This is a genomic window from Pseudomonas sp. E141 (assembly GCF_052659885.1).
Genome location: NZ_CP084024.1, coordinates 3,458,629 through 3,474,625, shown reverse-complemented (window position 1 = coordinate 3,474,625; position 15,997 = coordinate 3,458,629). Strand labels below are relative to the sequence as shown.

Genomic DNA, 15,997 nt, shown 5'->3' with positions numbered 1-15,997 from the left:
AGGGGGAAAATAAGGTAAAGGTGAAATCATGAAGAAGCAGAAAGTAATTCAGGAAAAACTTAATCGTATTACCTCAGGTCCAGAAAATTTTGGGTGGGCTCCATTGGCTTGGGCCTATATGGGTGATTGATATCGTTTGATTCAGAAGGGTGGCATGGATCAGGCACCCTTTTTCATAAGGAGCTACTTTATGTCGTCCATGACAAATATCCATACACTTTTTGGCGCTGAGGAATTCTGGGTTGTCGCCGATTCAGAGCAATTTCTTAACAAGTGTTCTAATCAAGGGCTAAAAACTGCGCATATCACCAAGGTCGAAGCTCTACCTCGCAATAGCATAATTTTCTCCTTCAGCAACAGTGCCGCCAAACTCACATTAGAGATTGCGCAAGCCACACCCAGAAAGAGAAGTGTTTTTTGTGCTGCACAAGTTTTCGAGCCCTCCCTGAGTTGTGCAAGTTATAGTCTGAATTTATTGCTAAATAGCGATTTCAAGAAGGCGCTGAAAAAACAGCGCGCCGTATTAAATATGCTTAATTCTTATGATTTGTTTTCAGTTACAGGCAACGGTTCTTGCGGGCGCGTTACTCTATTGCCCAAGGCAGAGCCTTATGCGCTGATTGCCGAGGATGTCTCTGGCGATTTCATACATTCCGTCGCCGAATTTTTCGAAGTTCATTATGCTCACATGAAGCCTCAAGAACCCTGCCCATTTTTTTTTAGTGGGGAGCTAAATATTTCTGGAATTCTGACTGTCCTGAGAAAGCCTAATCCGATGTTGCCCGAAGATATGAAAATGAAACTTCAGCAGCTATCTGATACCCTTTCTGAGAACGGAGGATTGCTGACTGTCGTGGAGAATAAGGTAACGTCTCTACGAACTGGTAATGGTGAATATATAGAAGTCTTGAAAATGGCCGCAGGAACTCGAGGTCTCGAATTAACCGAATTCGCCATCGGTGTCAACGATGAAATAGCGCCTCTTATAGATTACAAGATGAACTCGCAATTGAATGAGGGTGTCGGCGGTGTTCACTTGGCTATCGGAGATGGCTCTAGTGGTTATCACATTGATTTTCTTAGCCCAGCGGCCAATGTCAGCCCCATAACTCAATAACCTTAATAACGGCGTATGGCAAAGAGAGCAACTCCTCACTGGGGCAGGACTAATGCTCTTTTTGGTGAAGTAAAATATCAAGGGGGCGCTTCTCGAAGTTGCTCAGAGGCATTTCGGTATGCTGAGAGGTCCTCACGTTTGAAACCAAGAATGCCCTGCCAGATTAAACCAGCAGGGCTTCTCGGTCAGGCTGATGATCTCGTTAAACCCTACGTTATGATCGGGCTTTTTTTACATTCTCTGCTATTTACTTGGATGAGCGGCCTGGAGTTTCTTGGCCATTTCCAGATGTTTTTCCAGGTCTGGAAGCATTTTCTGCGCGAACGCCTTCAGCTCGGTGTTGCCGGGCTTCTTGTCGTCAGTGACGGTCTCGGCTTCTTTCTTGAACAGGGCAATGGTTTCTTCGTGGGCCATCACCTGGTTGTTGGCGTAGGCCGCATCAAACGATTCCTCGCGCATATCGAGAATCTTGGCCTTGGCCTTTTTCACCAGCGTGGTTTCGTCCGGCACTTCGATATCGTGTTTTTTCGCCAGCGAGATCAACTCCTCGTTGGCTTTGGTGTGGTCGGAAATCATCATGTTGGCGAATTCCTTGACGTCCGCCGAACTGCTTTTTTCCAGGGCCAGTTTGCTGGTTTCGATTTCCGCGATACCACCGGCCGCCGCGTTGTCGACGAAGTCGCTGGAAGTCGCGGCCCAAGCCATTCCCATACTGGTGCTCAAGGCAACTGCCAGGCCGAGTTGACGCAGGTTGAATCCGTCCATAGGTAAGTCTCCACACAGGTTGTACAAGGGACTTGTGTCGTCCTGTTCAATGGAGAGCGGCGGGCGGACAAAGGTTTGATTGCAAAGCGGTGCGGTACGACGAACGGTCACCGCTGGTCGGATTGGCGGTCGACAGAACCCCGTCGGCGAGGCCATTCTGATAGTCGACGAGCGCCGTAGAAGGCGTTAGCCATCGTTCTACCAAAGGAGGTGTTCCATGCCGGTGATCCACGATTTGTGCCAGGATCTCAACTGCACAAAAGACGACATCCAGCAAAAGCGCAGCGAGAATCCCAGGCTCGACTCGTTACTTCTCAAGTATTCCCAAATAGATGCCGAAGTGGTCGACGCCGAGAAACCGTCCTCCGCGGCACTGTCCGATGTTGCCCTGAAGACGCTCAAGGAGAAACGTTTGCAGGTCAAGGACGAGATCGCGCAGTACTTGCAGGGATAGTCCTAGGGCCGGGCTGTCGGTGAGGAGCCCTCTGCTTGCAGGAGGGCTTTTTTCGGCAGACTCGTCAGGTCAGCGGGTCCCAGCGCTGGGACCAGTCGCTGCCGGTCGTGACGATCTGGCGCAGCACTTCGAACGCTTGCTGCAACGCCGCCGAATCCCGATCCCTGGAGTACACGAGGTAAGTCGGGTAGTTGAATTCCGGCGCCTTGGGCACCCGCTCCAGGATGCCGCTGTCCAGATAGCTCTGCACCACTCGGGTCCGGAAGTAGCCGCTGCCGCCGTTCTCCAGGATGTACTGCAGGGCCAGGGGGCCGAGGTTGAACGTCACGGCCGCCTTGGCCTTGTCCGGCAGCGCAGTGTCGTGCTGACGACGGAAGTCGGCACTCCAGTCGATGTACACGTAGGGCTCGGGACGGGTCGCCAGGCGCACCAGGATCAGTTTCTCTTCCAGCAACTGTTCCACTTGCAGCCTCGGCCAGTATTCGGGCTGATACACCACGGCGGCATCCAGCAGGCCCAGTTCCAGTTGTTGCAGCAGTTTTTCGCCATCGCGGATGTCCATGCGCAGGGCATGGCCGGGGATTTTATGGCGCAGTTCCTCGGCCCAGGCGAGCATCAGGGGGTTGCACAGGCTGACCTCGCCACCGAGGTGCAAAACGTTGCGAAAGCCTTCGGGCAAGGGCAGGTCCCGGCGGGCCGCTTCCCAGGTCTGCACCAGTTGATTGGCATACACCACGAAGGTTTCACCGTCGGCAGTCAGGCGCGCGCCGGCACGGTTGCGCACAAACAGCACGCAGCCAAGCTGGCTTTCAAGCTTCTGGACTCGCGCCGTGATAGCCGTCTGGGTGACGTGCAGCTTGTCGGCCGCGGCGGCGAGGCTGCCGTGGCGGACGATTTCCAGAAAGGTGCGGGCGAGGTCGATGTCCATGGTCAGGCCGATACGGGGAAAGCGGGGATTGTACGACACCTGCGAACTACCGCAGGGTCCTTTGCTGAATGTACCGGCGCTATCGCGAGCAGGCTCGCTCCCACAATTGCTCCGGGTGATGAGGATTGAGCGTCGCTCCAGATCCCCTGTGGGAGCGAGCCTGCTCGCGATAGCGATGGACCGGCCAGTGGAAATGCTCAAGTAAAAACACAAATCCCGCCACAGAGGCGGGATTCGTTTGCAGCCAGGGCGCCCGTAGAAAGGGCAAGCAGACTCAGGCCGGGAACAATTCGGACAGCTTCATCGACAGCATCATGTCGCCTTCGACGCGCAGCTTGCCGCCCATGAACGCTTGCATGCCGTCGGTATCGCCGCTGACGATGCCCTTGAGGGTTTCGCTGTCCATGATCAGCGTGCAGTTGGCGTTCTCATTTTCGCCTTCTTGCAGCTCACAGGTGCCATCCTTGACGATCAGGGCGTAGTGCTTGTCTTCGTCGGTGATGTTGAAACCAAATACCAGGTCCAGGCCGGCAGCGGCGGCAGGGTTGAACTTGGCTTTCATGGCTTGTACGGCGTCGGCTACGGAGGTCATGGTTTCGATCCTTATTTGGGTTATACAGCAAGGGTCTACAGTGATCCGGACTCAGCGAAAGGTGATGAGGTCCGGGGCCTTCAGCAGTTGCAGGTGGGCATGACTGTTGAAGGAAGCCAGGGCCACCTCGCGGCCCCTGAATTTCAGGTGGTTGAGCGAGGTGTTGACGATTTGCCAGTTCAGTTCGAAGGCCTGCCGCGCAGGCATCTGGGTGATCAGGTGGAGCAGGGCGGTGATGGTCCCGCCGGAAGTGAACACGGCGATTTTCTGGGAATTGTCGGCTTGCTCCAGAATGCGCTGCAGGCCGGTCTGCACGCGTTCGACGAAACCCAACCAGCTTTCCAGTTCGGGCGGGTCGTACTGGCCGCTGAGCCAGCGCTCGATGATCAACGCGAAGATGCGCTGGAACTCGGCGCGGTTCTGTGCGGCATTGCGCAGGATGTACAGGGCTTCGGGTTCCTGGGGCAGCATATCCGGCAACAGGGCGCGGATCACCGCGTCGGCGTCGAACTCATTGAACGCCGAATCGATCTCCAGCCCGGGAACCGGCAGCCCGGCGGCGGACATCTGGCCCAGCGCACCGGTGGCGGTATCCTGCTGGCGACGCAGGTCGCCCGAGAGGCAGCGATCGAACACGACACCCAGTTCGGCCAGGTGGCTGCCCAGCACTTGGGCCTGGCGTACACCGTTTGGCGAAAGGACATCGTAGTCGTCCGCACCAAAGGAGGCCTGGCCATGTCGAATCAGATAGATACTGCCCACGTCCGCGTCATCCCGGTACGTTGAAGGTCTGGCGAGGTTATGAGGATGGCGGTGAGCTGTCAATGAAAAAACATACGCTTGTTTGAAATGCCTGTTACAGCCTTGTCCAGCTGCGCTCCCGTTAAGGTAACCACAGGTTTCACGGCTGGTCGTGGCGCAGGCGCATGGGTATGCTGAACGTGTTGAGTGCCCGCCCTTGAGCGGCGTTTTGAATTTATTAGGAGCCATCGTGGAGTTTTTCATCGAATACGCCAGTTTCCTGGCCAAGACCGTGACGCTGGTGATCGCCATCCTGGTGGTGCTGGCCAGTTTTGCTGCCCTGCGCAGCAAGGGCCGGCGCAAGTCTGCCGGCCAGTTGCAGGTGAGCAAACTCAACGACTTCTACAAGGGACTGCGTGAGCGCCTGGAGCAGACGCTGCTGGATAAAGACCAGCTCAAGGCCCTGCGCAAGACCGAAGGCAAGGCTGAAAAGGCCGCCAAGAAACACAAGGACAAGCCGGCGGCCAAGCCTCGGGTATTCGTGCTGGATTTTGACGGTGACATCAAAGCCTCGGCCACCGAGAGCCTTCGTCATGAAATCACCGCATTGCTGACCCTGGCGACCCCGAAGGATGAAGTGGTGTTGCGCCTGGAAAGCGGTGGCGGCATGGTCCACAGCTACGGTCTGGCCTCCTCGCAACTGGCCCGGATCCGTCAGGCCGGCGTGCCGCTGACGGTGTGCATCGACAAGGTCGCGGCCAGCGGCGGCTACATGATGGCGTGCATCGGCGAGAAGATCATCAGCGCGCCTTTTGCCATTCTTGGCTCCATCGGCGTCGTGGCCCAGTTGCCAAACGTCAACCGTCTCCTGAAGAAGCACGACATCGATTTTGAAGTGCTGACGGCCGGTGAATACAAGCGCACGCTGACGGTGTTCGGCGAAAACACCGAGAAGGGCCGGGAGAAGTTCCAGGAAGACCTGGACATCACCCATGAGCTGTTCAAGAACTTCGTGTCCAACTACCGTCCGCAACTGGCCATTGATGAAGTGGCGACCGGTGAAGTCTGGCTGGGCGTCGCAGCATTGGACAAGCGCCTGGTGGACGAGCTGAAAACCAGCGATGAATACCTGGCTGAACGGGCCAAGAGCGCCGAGCTGTACCACTTGCACTACGCCGAGCGCAAAAGTTTGCAGGAGCGTATTGGCATGGCGGCCAGCGGTTCGGTGGACCGGGTCCTGCTGAACTGGTGGAGCCGCCTGACCCAGCAGCGGTTCTGGTAACGGCTAACCCTGTGGGAGCGAGCCTGCTCGCAATGACGGTGGCACATCCAGCATCACCTGCTCAGGCTAGCCGCTATCGCGAGCAGGCTCGCTCCCACATTGGGTTCAGGGTGGGCTGAAGATCAGGTTCCGCACCAATCATCCATCCATAAAAAAGCCCTGAACCGGTACACCCGGATCAGGGCTTTTTTTGTATCAGGTTTCAGCGACGACGAAACAACGGCAACGGTTCGTCAGTGGCAGCCTGGTAGGTCACCGAGAAGTCCTTGAGGCTTTCGAGGGCTTCAAAGGGGTCCTTGTCGGCGCGCAAGGCAAAGGCGTCGAAACCGCAACGGCGCATGTAGAACAATTGGTCGCGCAGCACATCGCCAATCGCCCGCAATTCGCCCTTGAAGCCATAACGCTCACGCAGCAGGCGAGCGTTGGAGTAGCTGCGCCCGTCGGTGAAGGCCGGGAAGTTCAGGGCGATGACCTGGAGCTGATTGGCGTCATCACCGATTTCCTCCGCCTCTTCGTCGGCGTCCAGCCACACACCCAGGCCGCCATCGCGAGCCTTGAGGGCGTGAGCATGATCGCGCCACAGGGCCAGGGGCACGATCAGGTCGTCGCAGTTGGAAATACCATCGAGGGTCGCGTCCTTGGGCAGCAGGTGCCAGGTTTCGTCGATAACCTCGTCGTTCTTAATTATTCGCTGCATAGACGCGTTCCTTGAAGAGGTCGATGCCGATACGTTGATAAGTGTCGATGAAACGCTCGTCTTCGGTACGTTGTTCGATGTAAACGTCGATCAGCTTCTCGATCACGTCAGGCATGTCGTCCTGGGCAAACGATGGGCCGAGGATCTTGCCCAGGCTGGCGTCGCGGCTACCGCTGCCGCCCAGGGAGACCTGGTAGAACTCCTCGCCTTTCTTGTCCACGCCCAGGATGCCGATGTGGCCGACGTGGTGGTGACCACAGGCGTTCATGCAACCGGAAATGTTCAGGTCCAGCTCGCCGATGTCGAACAGGTAGTCCAGGTCGTCGAAACGACGCTGGATCGACTCGGCGATAGGGATCGACTTGGCGTTGGCCAGGGAGCAGAAATCGCCGCCCGGGCAGCAGATTATGTCGGTCAGCAGGCCGATGTTCGGCGTGGCGAACCCTTGCTCGCGCAACTCGCCCCACAGGGTGAACAACTGGCTCTGTTCAACGTCCGCCAGGATGATGTTCTGTTCGTGGGAGGTGCGCAGTTGACCGAAGCTGTAGCGCTCAGCCAGGTCGGCCACGGCGTCCAGCTGCTTGTCGGTGATGTCGCCCGGCGCGACGCCGGTCGGCTTCAGGGACAGGGTCACCGCGACGTAGCCAGGCTTCTTGTGGGCCAGGGTGTTGCGGGTGCGCCAGCGGGCGAAGCCCGGATGTTCTTTGTCGAGCGCGGCCAGCTCGGCGTCCTGGTTGCTCAGGGCCTTATAGTCCGGGTCGACGAAATGCTTGGCTACGCGATGGACTTCGGCTTCGGTCAGGGTGGTCTGGCCGCCGCGCAGGTGAGCCATTTCGGCCTCGACCTTTTCGGCGAACACTTCTGGCGTAAGGGCCTTGACCAGGATCTTGATCCGCGCCTTGTACTTGTTGTCACGACGGCCGTAGCGGTTGTACACCCGCAGGATGGCGTCTAGGTAGCTCAGCAGGTCTTGCCATGGCAAGAACTCGTTGATGAACGCGCCGACCACCGGCGTACGGCCCAGGCCGCCGCCCACCAGCACACGGAAGCCCAGCTCGCCGGCGGCGTTGTAGACCGTCTCCAGGCCGATGTCGTGGACTTCAATGGCCGCACGGTCCGAGGTCGAGCCATTGATGGCGATCTTGAACTTGCGCGGCAGGTAGGCGAATTCCGGGTGGAAGGTGGTCCACTGGCGAACGATCTCGCACCAGGGGCGCGGGTCGATCAACTCATCGGCCGCGACACCGGCGAACTGGTCGGTAGTGACGTTGCGCAGGCAGTTGCCGCTGGTCTGGATCGCGTGCATCTGCACGGTGGCCAGTTCAGCCAGGATCTGGGGCACATCTTCCAGGGCCGGCCAGTTGTACTGGACGTTCTGGCGGGTACTGATGTGGGCATAGCCTTTGTCGTAGTCGCGGGCAATCTTGGCCAGCATGCGCACCTGACGCGAGGTCAGTTGGCCATAGGGCACCGCTACGCGCAGCATCGGGGCGAAGCGCTGGATATACAGGCCATTCTGCAAACGCAGAGGGCGGAATTCTTCTTCGCTCAGCTCGCCTGCCAGATAGCGTCGGGTCTGATCACGGAACTGCTTGACGCGGTCCTCGATGATCCGCTGATCGTACTCGTCATATACGTACATATAAGTCTCGTTCTCAGGCTTGGGCCGATCAGAAACAGCTGCGTGTTGGCTCGCTGGAATCGGATTCTGCCTCGGCAATTCTGCGCGCACGGCCGCGCACTCCTACAGGAGCCGGTGCAAGATACCTGTTTTGAGTTATGCGCAAAAGTGATGTTTGAGTATATGTAAAGAACCAAATCGACTAATGGGATTGATTATTGCCTAACCCACATTTGTCGTGCGGGCAATCATCGTCTTAACTGTGGTCGAGTCCCTATGCAATCACCTACAAAACCGACAAGAGGCGATGCAATGAGCAATCCGACCAAAGCAAGGAAAAGCGACAGTACTGTTGATGCCTGGGCCATTTTGTTCCTGATTATCCTGGTGGTGGGCACTGCGGTGTTCTGGGTCAGTCACCAATAGAGCGGTGGTGAAAAAACGGTGGGAGCGAGCCTGCTCGCGATAGTGGTGGTTCAGTCAATCATGAAGTGACTGACAAACCGCTATCGCGAGCAGGCTCGCTCCCACAGGGGGGTTACGTGTGTCGTAGACAGATTTACAACCCCGCCAGATGCACCACCAGCTTGACGATGCCAAACAGTGTCAGGGCGAAGATCACCGTGAAGGCGATGCCCAATACCACGAAGTGACTCGGCTTGCCGTGGGTGAAGTCACGGGCGCGATTCTTGCCGCTCTGCACGCCGAAGGCGGCAGCCAGCACGCTGTGCACCATCTGCCACAGGGTCGGCGGCTTGTTGTCGATCGGATCGTCCATAAATCCCTCGTCTGCCATGGGTTTGGAACAAGCATAGACAAAAGATCGCAACCTGCGGCAGCCCCTACAGCAATACACAAAACCCTGTAGGAGCCTGCGATCCTTTAAGGCTCTTAGTTGTCGTAACCCAAATTCGGCGCCAACCAGCGCTCAGTCACGCTCAAGTCCTGGCCTTTGCGCGCGGTATAGCTCTGGACCTGATCCTTGTCGATCTTGCCCACGGCGAAGTATTGCGCCTGGGGATGGGCGAAATACCAGCCGCTGACGGCTGCCGCCGGGAACATGGCGTAATGCTCGGTGAGGAATACGCCGCTGCGTCCAGCCTTCAGTTCGCTGGCCTCGGGGTCGAGCAGGCGGAACAAGGTGGCCTTTTCGGTGTGATCCGGGCAGGCCGGGTAGCCGGGGGCAGGGCGGATGCCGGTGTATTGCTCTTTGATCAGGGCGTCGTTGTCCAGGCTTTCGTCCTTGGCGTAACCCCAATGTTCCTTGCGCACCTGCTGGTGCAGCCATTCGGCGCAGGCCTCGGCCAAGCGGTCGGCCAGGGCCTTGACCATGATCGAGTTGTAGTCGTCGCCGGCTTCCTGGTAGGCCTTGGCGACTTCTTCGGCGCCGATGCCGGCGGTGGTGATGAAGCCGCCCACGTAGTCGGTCACACCGCTGTCCTTGGGCGCGACGAAGTCGGCCAGGGAGAAGTTCGGCTTGCCATCGGTCTTGATGATCTGCTGGCGCAGGTGATGTAGGCGGGCCAGTGGCTTGCCATCCTCGCCATAGACTTCCAGATCGTCGTCATGCACCTGGTTGGCCGGCCAGAAGCCGAACACGGCGCGGGCGCTGATGAGTTTCTCGTCGATGAGCTTGCGCAGCATCGCCCGGGCATCGGCGTACAGGGCAGTAGCCGCTTCTCCGACCACTTCGTCGGTCAGGATGCGCGGGTACTTGCCGGCCAGGTCCCAGGAAATGAAGAACGGCGTCCAGTCGATGTATTCGGCCAGGACGTTGAGGTCAATGTTGTCCAGCACCTTGGCGCCGGTAAAGGTCGGCTTGACCGGCTGGTAGCTGCTCCAGTCGAACTGCGGCTTCTTCGCCACGGCGGCCGGGTAGCTCAAGCGTTCGGTACGGGCGCTGCGGTTGGCGGTGCGCTCGCGAACGTCGATGTACTCCAGGCGGGTTTTCTCGACGAATGCCGGCTTGAGTTCCTTGGACAGCAACTGGGTGGCCACGCCCACGGCGCGCGAGGCGTCGGTGACGTAGATCACCGCGTCGTTGCTGTACTTGGGTTCGATTTTCACTGCCGTGTGGGCCTTGGAGGTCGTGGCGCCACCGATCATCAGGGGCAGGTGGAAATCCTGGCGCTGCATCTCGCGGGCCACATGCACCATCTCGTCCAGGGACGGAGTGATCAGGCCGGACAGCCCGATGATGTCGCACTTCTGCTCCTTGGCCACCTGCAGGATCTTCTCTGCCGGCACCATCACGCCCAGGTCGACCACGTCATAGCCGTTGCAACCGAGCACCACGCCGACGATATTCTTGCCGATGTCGTGGACGTCGCCCTTGACCGTGGCCATGAGAATCTTGCCCTTGGCTTCTGGCTTGTCGCCTTTTTCCGCCTCGATGAATGGAATCAGGTGGGCCACGGCCTGCTTCATCACCCGGGCGGACTTCACCACTTGGGGCAGGAACATTTTGCCGGCGCCGAACAGGTCGCCGACGATGTTCATGCCGGCCATCAACGGGCCTTCGATGACTTCGATCGGCCGGGCGAACGACAGCCGCGATTCCTCGGTGTCTTCGACGATGTGCGTGGTGATGCCCTTGACCAGCGCGTGTTCCAGGCGCTTGTTCACTTCCCAGCCACGCCACTCTTCGGTTTCCGCTTCCTTGACGCTGCCGTCGCCCTTGTACTTGTCGGCGATGGCGAGCAGGGCGTCGGTGCCTTCAGGCGTGCGGTTGAGGATCACGTCTTCCACCGCGTCGCGCAGTTCCACCGGGATCTGGTCGTAGATCTCCAGTTGGCCGGCGTTGACGATGCCCATGGTCAGGCCCGAGCGGATTGCATACAGCAGGAACACCGAATGAATCGCCTCGCGCACCGGGTTGTTGCCCCGGAACGAGAAGGACACGTTGGACACGCCACCCGAGGTCAGCGCATAAGGCAGTTCGTCGCGGATGTAGGCGCAGGCGTTGATGAAATCCACGGCATAGTTGTTGTGCTCTTCGATACCGGTGGCGACGGCGAAGATGTTCGGGTCAAAGATGATGTCTTCCGGCGGGAAGCCGACTTCATTGACCAGGATGTCGTAGGAACGCTTGCAGATTTCCTTCTTGCGCGCTTCGGTATCGGCCTGGCCGGCTTCGTCGAAGGCCATCACCACCACGGCGGCGCCGTAGCGTTTGCACAACTTGGCGTGATGGATGAACTGCTCGACGCCTTCCTTCATGCTGATGGAGTTGACGATGCCCTTGCCCTGGATGCACTTGAGGCCCGCTTCGATCACTTCCCACTTGGAGGAGTCGATCATGATCGGCACGCGGGAGATGTCCGGTTCGCCGGCAATCAGATTGAGGAAGGTCACCATGGCCTTCTTCGAATCGAGCATGCCCTCGTCCATGTTGATGTCGATCACCTGCGCGCCGGCCTCGACCTGCTGCAGGGCCACTTCCAGGGCTTCGGTGTAGTTGTCTTCGCGGATAAGGCGGGCGAACTTGGCCGAACCGGTGATGTTGGTCCGCTCGCCGACGTTGACGAACAAGGAGCTGCGATCGATGGTGAACGGTTCCAGGCCCGACAGGCGGCAAGCCCGCGGGATCTCCGGAATCTGGCGCGGTGCGTAGCCGGCCACGGCCTTGGCGATGGCTTCGATGTGCGCCGGGGTGGTGCCACAGCAGCCGCCGACGATGTTCAGGAAGCCGCTTTGGGCAAACTCTTCGATGACTTTGGCGGTGTCCACCGGCAGTTCGTCGTATTCACCGAATTCATTGGGCAGACCGGCGTTCGGGTGCGCCGATACGTGGGTGCTGGCCTTGTTCGACAGTTCTTCGAGGTACGGGCGCAGTTCGCTGGCACCGAGGGCGCAGTTCAACCCAACGGAGATCGGCTTGGCGTGGGCGACGGAGTTCCAGAAGGCTTCGGTGGTCTGGCCGGACAGTGTGCGGCCGGACGCGTCGGTGATGGTGCCGGAGATCATGATCGGCAGTTCGACGCCTAATTCCTCATACACCCCTTGCACGGCGAAAATCGCTGCCTTGGCATTAAGCGTGTCGAAAATGGTTTCGATGAGGATCAGGTCGGCGCCGCCTTCGATCAGGCCCTTGGTGGCCTCGGTGTAATTCTCCACCAGCTCGTCGAAGGTCACGTTGCGGTAGCCGGGGTTGTTCACGTCTGGCGACAGCGAGCAGGTGCGGCTGGTCGGGCCCAGCACGCCGGCTACGAAGCGCGGCTTGTCCGGTGTTTCCAGGGTCTTGGCGTCGGCGACCTTGCGGGCCAGGCGCGCGCCTTCCAGGTTCAGCTCGTAGGCCAGGCCCTGCATGCCGTAGTCGGCCTGGGACACCTGGGTGGCGTTGAAGGTGTTGGTTTCCAGAATGTCGGCACCGGCATCCAGGTAGGCTTTTTCGATGGCGCCGATCACATCCGGACGGCTCAGGACCAACAAATCATTGTTGCCCTTGACGTCGCTCGGCCAGTCGGCGAAACGCTTGCCACGATAGTCCTGTTCCTCAAGCTTGTAGCTCTGGATCATCGTACCCATGCCGCCGTCGAGGATCAGAATGCGTTCCTTGAGGGCCTGCTGGAGAAGATAAAGGCGAGCGCTGCGATCGGACATAGGACTACCTGGAAAAAGACCATTACGAAGGCGGGGATGATAGCAAACCTGTACAGGATTTGATCATGGGTGGCTTTTGCATGAATCCTGCTCATGTTTGCATCGCGATGGCGGCCCGGTAGAATCGCCGGATTATCTCTTAGGGACCCGAGACATGCCGTACCGCGTCTTATTCGGCAGTCTGTTGCTGCTGTTGTCTTTTCACTCAGTGGCAAAGGATCCCGCCCCGGCGATTTCCTACACTCGCGATATCCAGCCGATCTTCACGGAAAAATGCGTCGCCTGCCACGCCTGCTATGACTCTGCGTGCCAATTGAACCTGGGCAGTGGCGAAGGCGTGTCCCGGGGCGCGAGCAAGCTGCCGGTCTATGACGGTGAACGACGCCAGGCTGCCGAACCCACACGTTTGTTCTATGACGCCTCCGGCCAGCGGGCCTGGCAGCGCAAAGGCTTCTATTCCGTGCTGGATGCTCAAGGCAGTCAGGCCGCGCTGATGGCGCAGATGCTCGAACTGGGCCACAACACACCGTTGCAGCCCAACGCCAAGCTGCCCCAGGACATCGTGCTTGGGCTTGAGCGTGACAACAGCTGCCCGATGCCGGGGCAATTCGACGAGTACGCCGCCGCGCATCCCAAGGAAGGCATGCCTCTGGCGGTCACTGGCCTGACCGACCAGCAATATCAGACCTTGCAGCGCTGGTTGGCCGCGGGTGCACCCATCGATCAGCAAGCGCTGGCGCCGAGCGCCGCCGAAGCCTTGCAGGTGGTGCAGTGGGAAAACCTGCTCAACGCCCCCGGCGCCCGGGAAAGCCTGGTGGGTCGGTGGTTGTTCGAGCACTGGTTTCTGGCGCACATCTATTTCAAGGATGGCGAGCCGGGGCATTTCTTCCAGTGGGTACGTTCGCGCACGCCTACCGGCCAGCCAATCGATCTGATCAACACCCGCCGCCCGAACGATGACCCTGGCACCCGTGTGTATTACCGGCTCTGGCCGGTACAAGGGGTGATCGTGCACAAGACCCACATTACCTACGGGTTGAGCGCGGCAAAAATGGCGCGGATCAAGAGCCTGTTCTACAGCGGCAGATGGCAGGTCACTGCGTTGCCAGGGTACGGCCCGGAGCGCCGGGCCAACCCGTTTTCCACCTTCGAGGCGATCCCGGCCCAGGCCCGCTATCAGTTCATGCTCGATAACGCCGAGTATTTCGTGCGCACATTTATCCGCGGCCCGGTTTGCCGGGGCCAGATCGCCACGGACGTGATTCGCGACAACTTCTGGGCGTTGTTCCAGGCCCCGGAACATGATCTGTACATCACCGACCCCAATTACCGCGGCCAGGCCACGCCGTTGCTGGCGATGCCGGGGCAGAATGACGACGTGGGCAGCGTCCTGAGTCTGTGGCTGGACTACCGGGACAAGCGCAACGAGTACGAAGCCTTGCGTCGCGACAACTACGCCGACCTGCCTGCGCCCAGTTGGTCGACGCTGTGGGCCGGCAACGACAATGCCTTGCTGAGCATTTTCCGGCATTTCGACAGTGCTTCGGTCACCAAGGGCCTGATTGGCGAGGTGCCACAGACGATGTGGCTGTTCGACTTTCCATTGCTGGAGCGCACTTATTATCAGTTGGCGGTGAACTTCGACGTGTTCGGCAACGTGTCCCACCAGGCCCAGACGCGACTGTATTTCGACCTGATTCGCAACGGTGCGGAGCAGAACTTCCTGCGCCTGATGCCAGCCGATTCCCGCGAGGACTACCTCAACGATTGGTATCAGTCGGGCGGAAAATTCAAGATGTGGCTCGATTACGAGGCTATCGACGACGATAAACCCACCGCTCTCAAGCTTGACGAAGATGACCCCAAGCGCGATTTCGTCCAGCAATTGCTGGTTCGTTATGGCGACTTGAACGCGCGGCCCGATCCGATCAACCGGTGTAATGGCGCCTATTGCTCGCGTCCGAACATTGATCCGGCCTTACAGAACGCCGAACAGGCCCTCAGTCGCCTGGCTTCCAGACCGGCGGCGGGCCTGAGCGTCATCAACCAGTTGCCGGAAGCGACCATGTTGCGCGTCGAAACCGTCAGCGGTCGCCGTGAGGTCTACAGTCTGCTGCGCAACCGCGCTCACAGTAACGTGGCGTTTTTGCTCGGCGAGGCGCTGCGATACCAGCCGGGGCTGGACACCTTGACGGTCTATTCGGGCGTGCTGAGCAGCTATCCGAACTTCATCTTCAACATCCCCGCCGAGCAAGTGCCGGCCTTTGTCGACGCCATGGAGGGCGCCCGGGACGGGCAGGCGTTCGAGCGGATTGTCGAGCGCTGGGGCATTCGGCGCAGTCACCCGCAGTTCTGGCAGTACTTCCATGACCTGAGCCACTACCTGCAGGAGACGGCGCCGCTGGAAAGTGGGGTGCTGGACATGAATCGCTACCAGAACCTCTGACCAGGATATCCGGGCGCTTTCCTGACAAAAATACTAGGACTTTGTCCGGCGCGATGATTGGCGTAAACTGCCGACAAGCCTGCGAGGAGTTTCCATGACCGCCATTACCATTACCGATGCCGCCCACGATTACCTGGCCGACCTGCTGTCCAAGCAGAACACCCCAGGTATCGGGATCCGCATCTTCATCACCCAGCCCGGCACCCAGTACGCTGAAACCTGCATTGCCTACTGCAAGCCGGGGGAAGAGAAACCTGAAGACACCGCGCTGGGGCTCAAGAGCTTCACCGCATACATCGACTCGTTCAGCGAAGCGTTCCTGGACGACGCGGTGGTCGACTATGCCACCGACCGCATGGGCGGCCAGTTGACCATCAAGGCGCCGAACGCCAAGGTGCCGATGGTCAATGCCGACAGCCCGGTCAACGAGCGCATCAATTATTACCTGCAAACCGAAATCAACCCGGGGCTGGCCAGCCACGGCGGCCAGGTATCGCTGATCGACGTGGTGGAAGACGGCATCGCCGTGCTCCAGTTCGGCGGCGGTTGCCAGGGCTGCGGCCAGGCCGACGTGACCTTGAAGGAAGGCATCGAGCGCACCTTGCTCGAGCGTATCCCGGAACTCAAGGGCGTGCGCGACGTGACCGACCACACGCAGAAAGAAAACGCCTACTACTGATAGGTGTTCGCTGCGGATATAAAAAAACGGCGCCCGTGAGCGCCGTTTTTTTATGGGCGGATCCGACATCCGC

13 protein-coding genes are annotated in these 15,997 nt (G+C 59.1%); 5 read left to right on the top strand and 8 right to left on the bottom strand.

Annotated features, from left to right (window positions below):
• Positions 1-190 precede the first annotated feature (190 nt).
• On the top strand, positions 191-1,117 hold the full coding sequence (locus GKKCFE_RS15430; protein ID WP_107322650.1) for a hypothetical protein: 927 nt from the start codon (positions 191-193) through the stop codon (positions 1,115-1,117).
• A gap of 243 nt (positions 1,118-1,360) precedes the next feature.
• On the opposite strand, the gene GKKCFE_RS15425 is transcribed toward GKKCFE_RS15430, so the two are convergent.
• Complete coding sequence (locus GKKCFE_RS15425) at positions 1,361-1,882, bottom strand: DUF4142 domain-containing protein (RefSeq protein ID WP_047227815.1); 522 nt, start codon at positions 1,880-1,882, stop codon at positions 1,361-1,363.
• A 217-nt stretch (positions 1,883-2,099) separates the two neighbouring features.
• Here GKKCFE_RS15425 and GKKCFE_RS15420 point away from each other — a divergent pair, with 217 nt between their 5' ends.
• Complete coding sequence (locus GKKCFE_RS15420; protein WP_047227816.1) at positions 2,100-2,336, top strand: YdcH family protein; 237 nt, start codon at positions 2,100-2,102, stop codon at positions 2,334-2,336.
• A 64-nt stretch (positions 2,337-2,400) separates the two neighbouring features.
• Here the strand turns inward: GKKCFE_RS15420 and GKKCFE_RS15415 are convergent, their stop codons facing one another.
• The 3 genes from GKKCFE_RS15415 to GKKCFE_RS15405 form a co-directional block, all read right to left on the bottom strand.
• Positions 2,401-3,264: a LysR family transcriptional regulator gene (locus GKKCFE_RS15415; RefSeq protein ID WP_047227886.1), complete on the bottom strand. Its 864-nt coding sequence runs from the start codon at positions 3,262-3,264 to the stop codon at positions 2,401-2,403.
• Positions 3,265-3,538: 274 nt separating this feature from the next.
• Positions 3,539-3,856: an SCP2 sterol-binding domain-containing protein gene (locus GKKCFE_RS15410; RefSeq protein WP_445576782.1), complete on the bottom strand. Its 318-nt coding sequence runs from the start codon at positions 3,854-3,856 to the stop codon at positions 3,539-3,541.
• 51 nt (positions 3,857-3,907) lie between these two features.
• A complete protein-coding gene (locus GKKCFE_RS15405; RefSeq protein WP_047227818.1) occupies positions 3,908-4,618 on the bottom strand; it encodes a histidine phosphatase family protein in 711 nt (236 codons plus the stop codon).
• A 229-nt stretch (positions 4,619-4,847) separates the two neighbouring features.
• On the opposite strand from GKKCFE_RS15405, the gene sohB reads away from it, so the two are divergent.
• Positions 4,848-5,879: a protease SohB gene (gene sohB / locus GKKCFE_RS15400; protein ID WP_445576781.1), complete on the top strand. Its 1,032-nt coding sequence runs from the start codon at positions 4,848-4,850 to the stop codon at positions 5,877-5,879.
• A 202-nt stretch (positions 5,880-6,081) separates the two neighbouring features.
• Here the strand turns inward: sohB and GKKCFE_RS15395 are convergent, their stop codons facing one another.
• The 4 genes from GKKCFE_RS15395 to metH form a co-directional block, all read right to left on the bottom strand.
• Positions 6,082-6,576 carry a DUF934 domain-containing protein gene (locus GKKCFE_RS15395; RefSeq protein WP_339492039.1) on the bottom strand — a complete coding sequence of 165 codons (495 nt, stop codon included), beginning with the start codon at positions 6,574-6,576 and terminating at the stop codon, positions 6,082-6,084.
• Complete coding sequence (locus GKKCFE_RS15390) at positions 6,560-8,218, bottom strand: nitrite/sulfite reductase (RefSeq protein ID WP_047227821.1); 1,659 nt, start codon at positions 8,216-8,218, stop codon at positions 6,560-6,562. The genes GKKCFE_RS15395 and GKKCFE_RS15390 overlap by 17 nt, the downstream gene beginning before the upstream one ends.
• A 538-nt stretch (positions 8,219-8,756) precedes the next feature.
• Positions 8,757-8,975 (bottom strand): DUF2970 domain-containing protein, encoded by a 219-nt coding sequence (locus tag GKKCFE_RS15385; RefSeq protein ID WP_047227822.1) that lies wholly within the window; start codon positions 8,973-8,975, stop codon positions 8,757-8,759.
• Between the two features lie 113 nt (positions 8,976-9,088).
• Entirely contained in the window at positions 9,089-12,799 is a 3,711-nt protein-coding gene (gene metH / locus GKKCFE_RS15380; RefSeq protein ID WP_047227823.1) for a methionine synthase, read from the bottom strand.
• A gap of 154 nt (positions 12,800-12,953) precedes the next feature.
• Here metH and GKKCFE_RS15375 point away from each other — a divergent pair, with 154 nt between their 5' ends.
• Positions 12,954-15,245 (top strand): fatty acid cis/trans isomerase, encoded by a 2,292-nt coding sequence (locus GKKCFE_RS15375; protein ID WP_445576780.1) that lies wholly within the window; start codon positions 12,954-12,956, stop codon positions 15,243-15,245.
• A 94-nt stretch (positions 15,246-15,339) separates the two neighbouring features.
• Positions 15,340-15,924: a Fe-S biogenesis protein NfuA gene (gene nfuA, locus GKKCFE_RS15370; protein WP_003182850.1), complete on the top strand. Its 585-nt coding sequence runs from the start codon at positions 15,340-15,342 to the stop codon at positions 15,922-15,924.
• Positions 15,925-15,997 lie beyond the last annotated feature (73 nt).

Coding starts and splice junctions, on each gene's coding strand:
- GKKCFE_RS15430 (WP_107322650.1), top strand. CDS start 191: ATGTCGTCCATGACAAATATCCATACACTTTTTGGCGCTGAGGAATTC.
- GKKCFE_RS15425 (WP_047227815.1), bottom strand. CDS start 1,882: ATGGACGGATTCAACCTGCGTCAACTCGGCCTGGCAGTTGCCTTGAGC.
- GKKCFE_RS15420 (WP_047227816.1), top strand. CDS start 2,100: ATGCCGGTGATCCACGATTTGTGCCAGGATCTCAACTGCACAAAAGAC.
- GKKCFE_RS15415 (WP_047227886.1), bottom strand. CDS start 3,264: ATGGACATCGACCTCGCCCGCACCTTTCTGGAAATCGTCCGCCACGGC.
- GKKCFE_RS15410 (WP_445576782.1), bottom strand. CDS start 3,856: ATGACCTCCGTAGCCGACGCCGTACAAGCCATGAAAGCCAAGTTCAAC.
- GKKCFE_RS15395 (WP_339492039.1), bottom strand. CDS start 6,576: ATGCAGCGAATAATTAAGAACGACGAGGTTATCGACGAAACCTGGCAC.
- GKKCFE_RS15390 (WP_047227821.1), bottom strand. CDS start 8,218: ATGTACGTATATGACGAGTACGATCAGCGGATCATCGAGGACCGCGTC.
- GKKCFE_RS15385 (WP_047227822.1), bottom strand. CDS start 8,975: ATGGACGATCCGATCGACAACAAGCCGCCGACCCTGTGGCAGATGGTG.
- metH (WP_047227823.1), bottom strand. CDS start 12,799: ATGTCCGATCGCAGCGCTCGCCTTTATCTTCTCCAGCAGGCCCTCAAG.
- GKKCFE_RS15375 (WP_445576780.1), top strand. CDS start 12,954: ATGCCGTACCGCGTCTTATTCGGCAGTCTGTTGCTGCTGTTGTCTTTT.
- nfuA (WP_003182850.1), top strand. CDS start 15,340: ATGACCGCCATTACCATTACCGATGCCGCCCACGATTACCTGGCCGAC.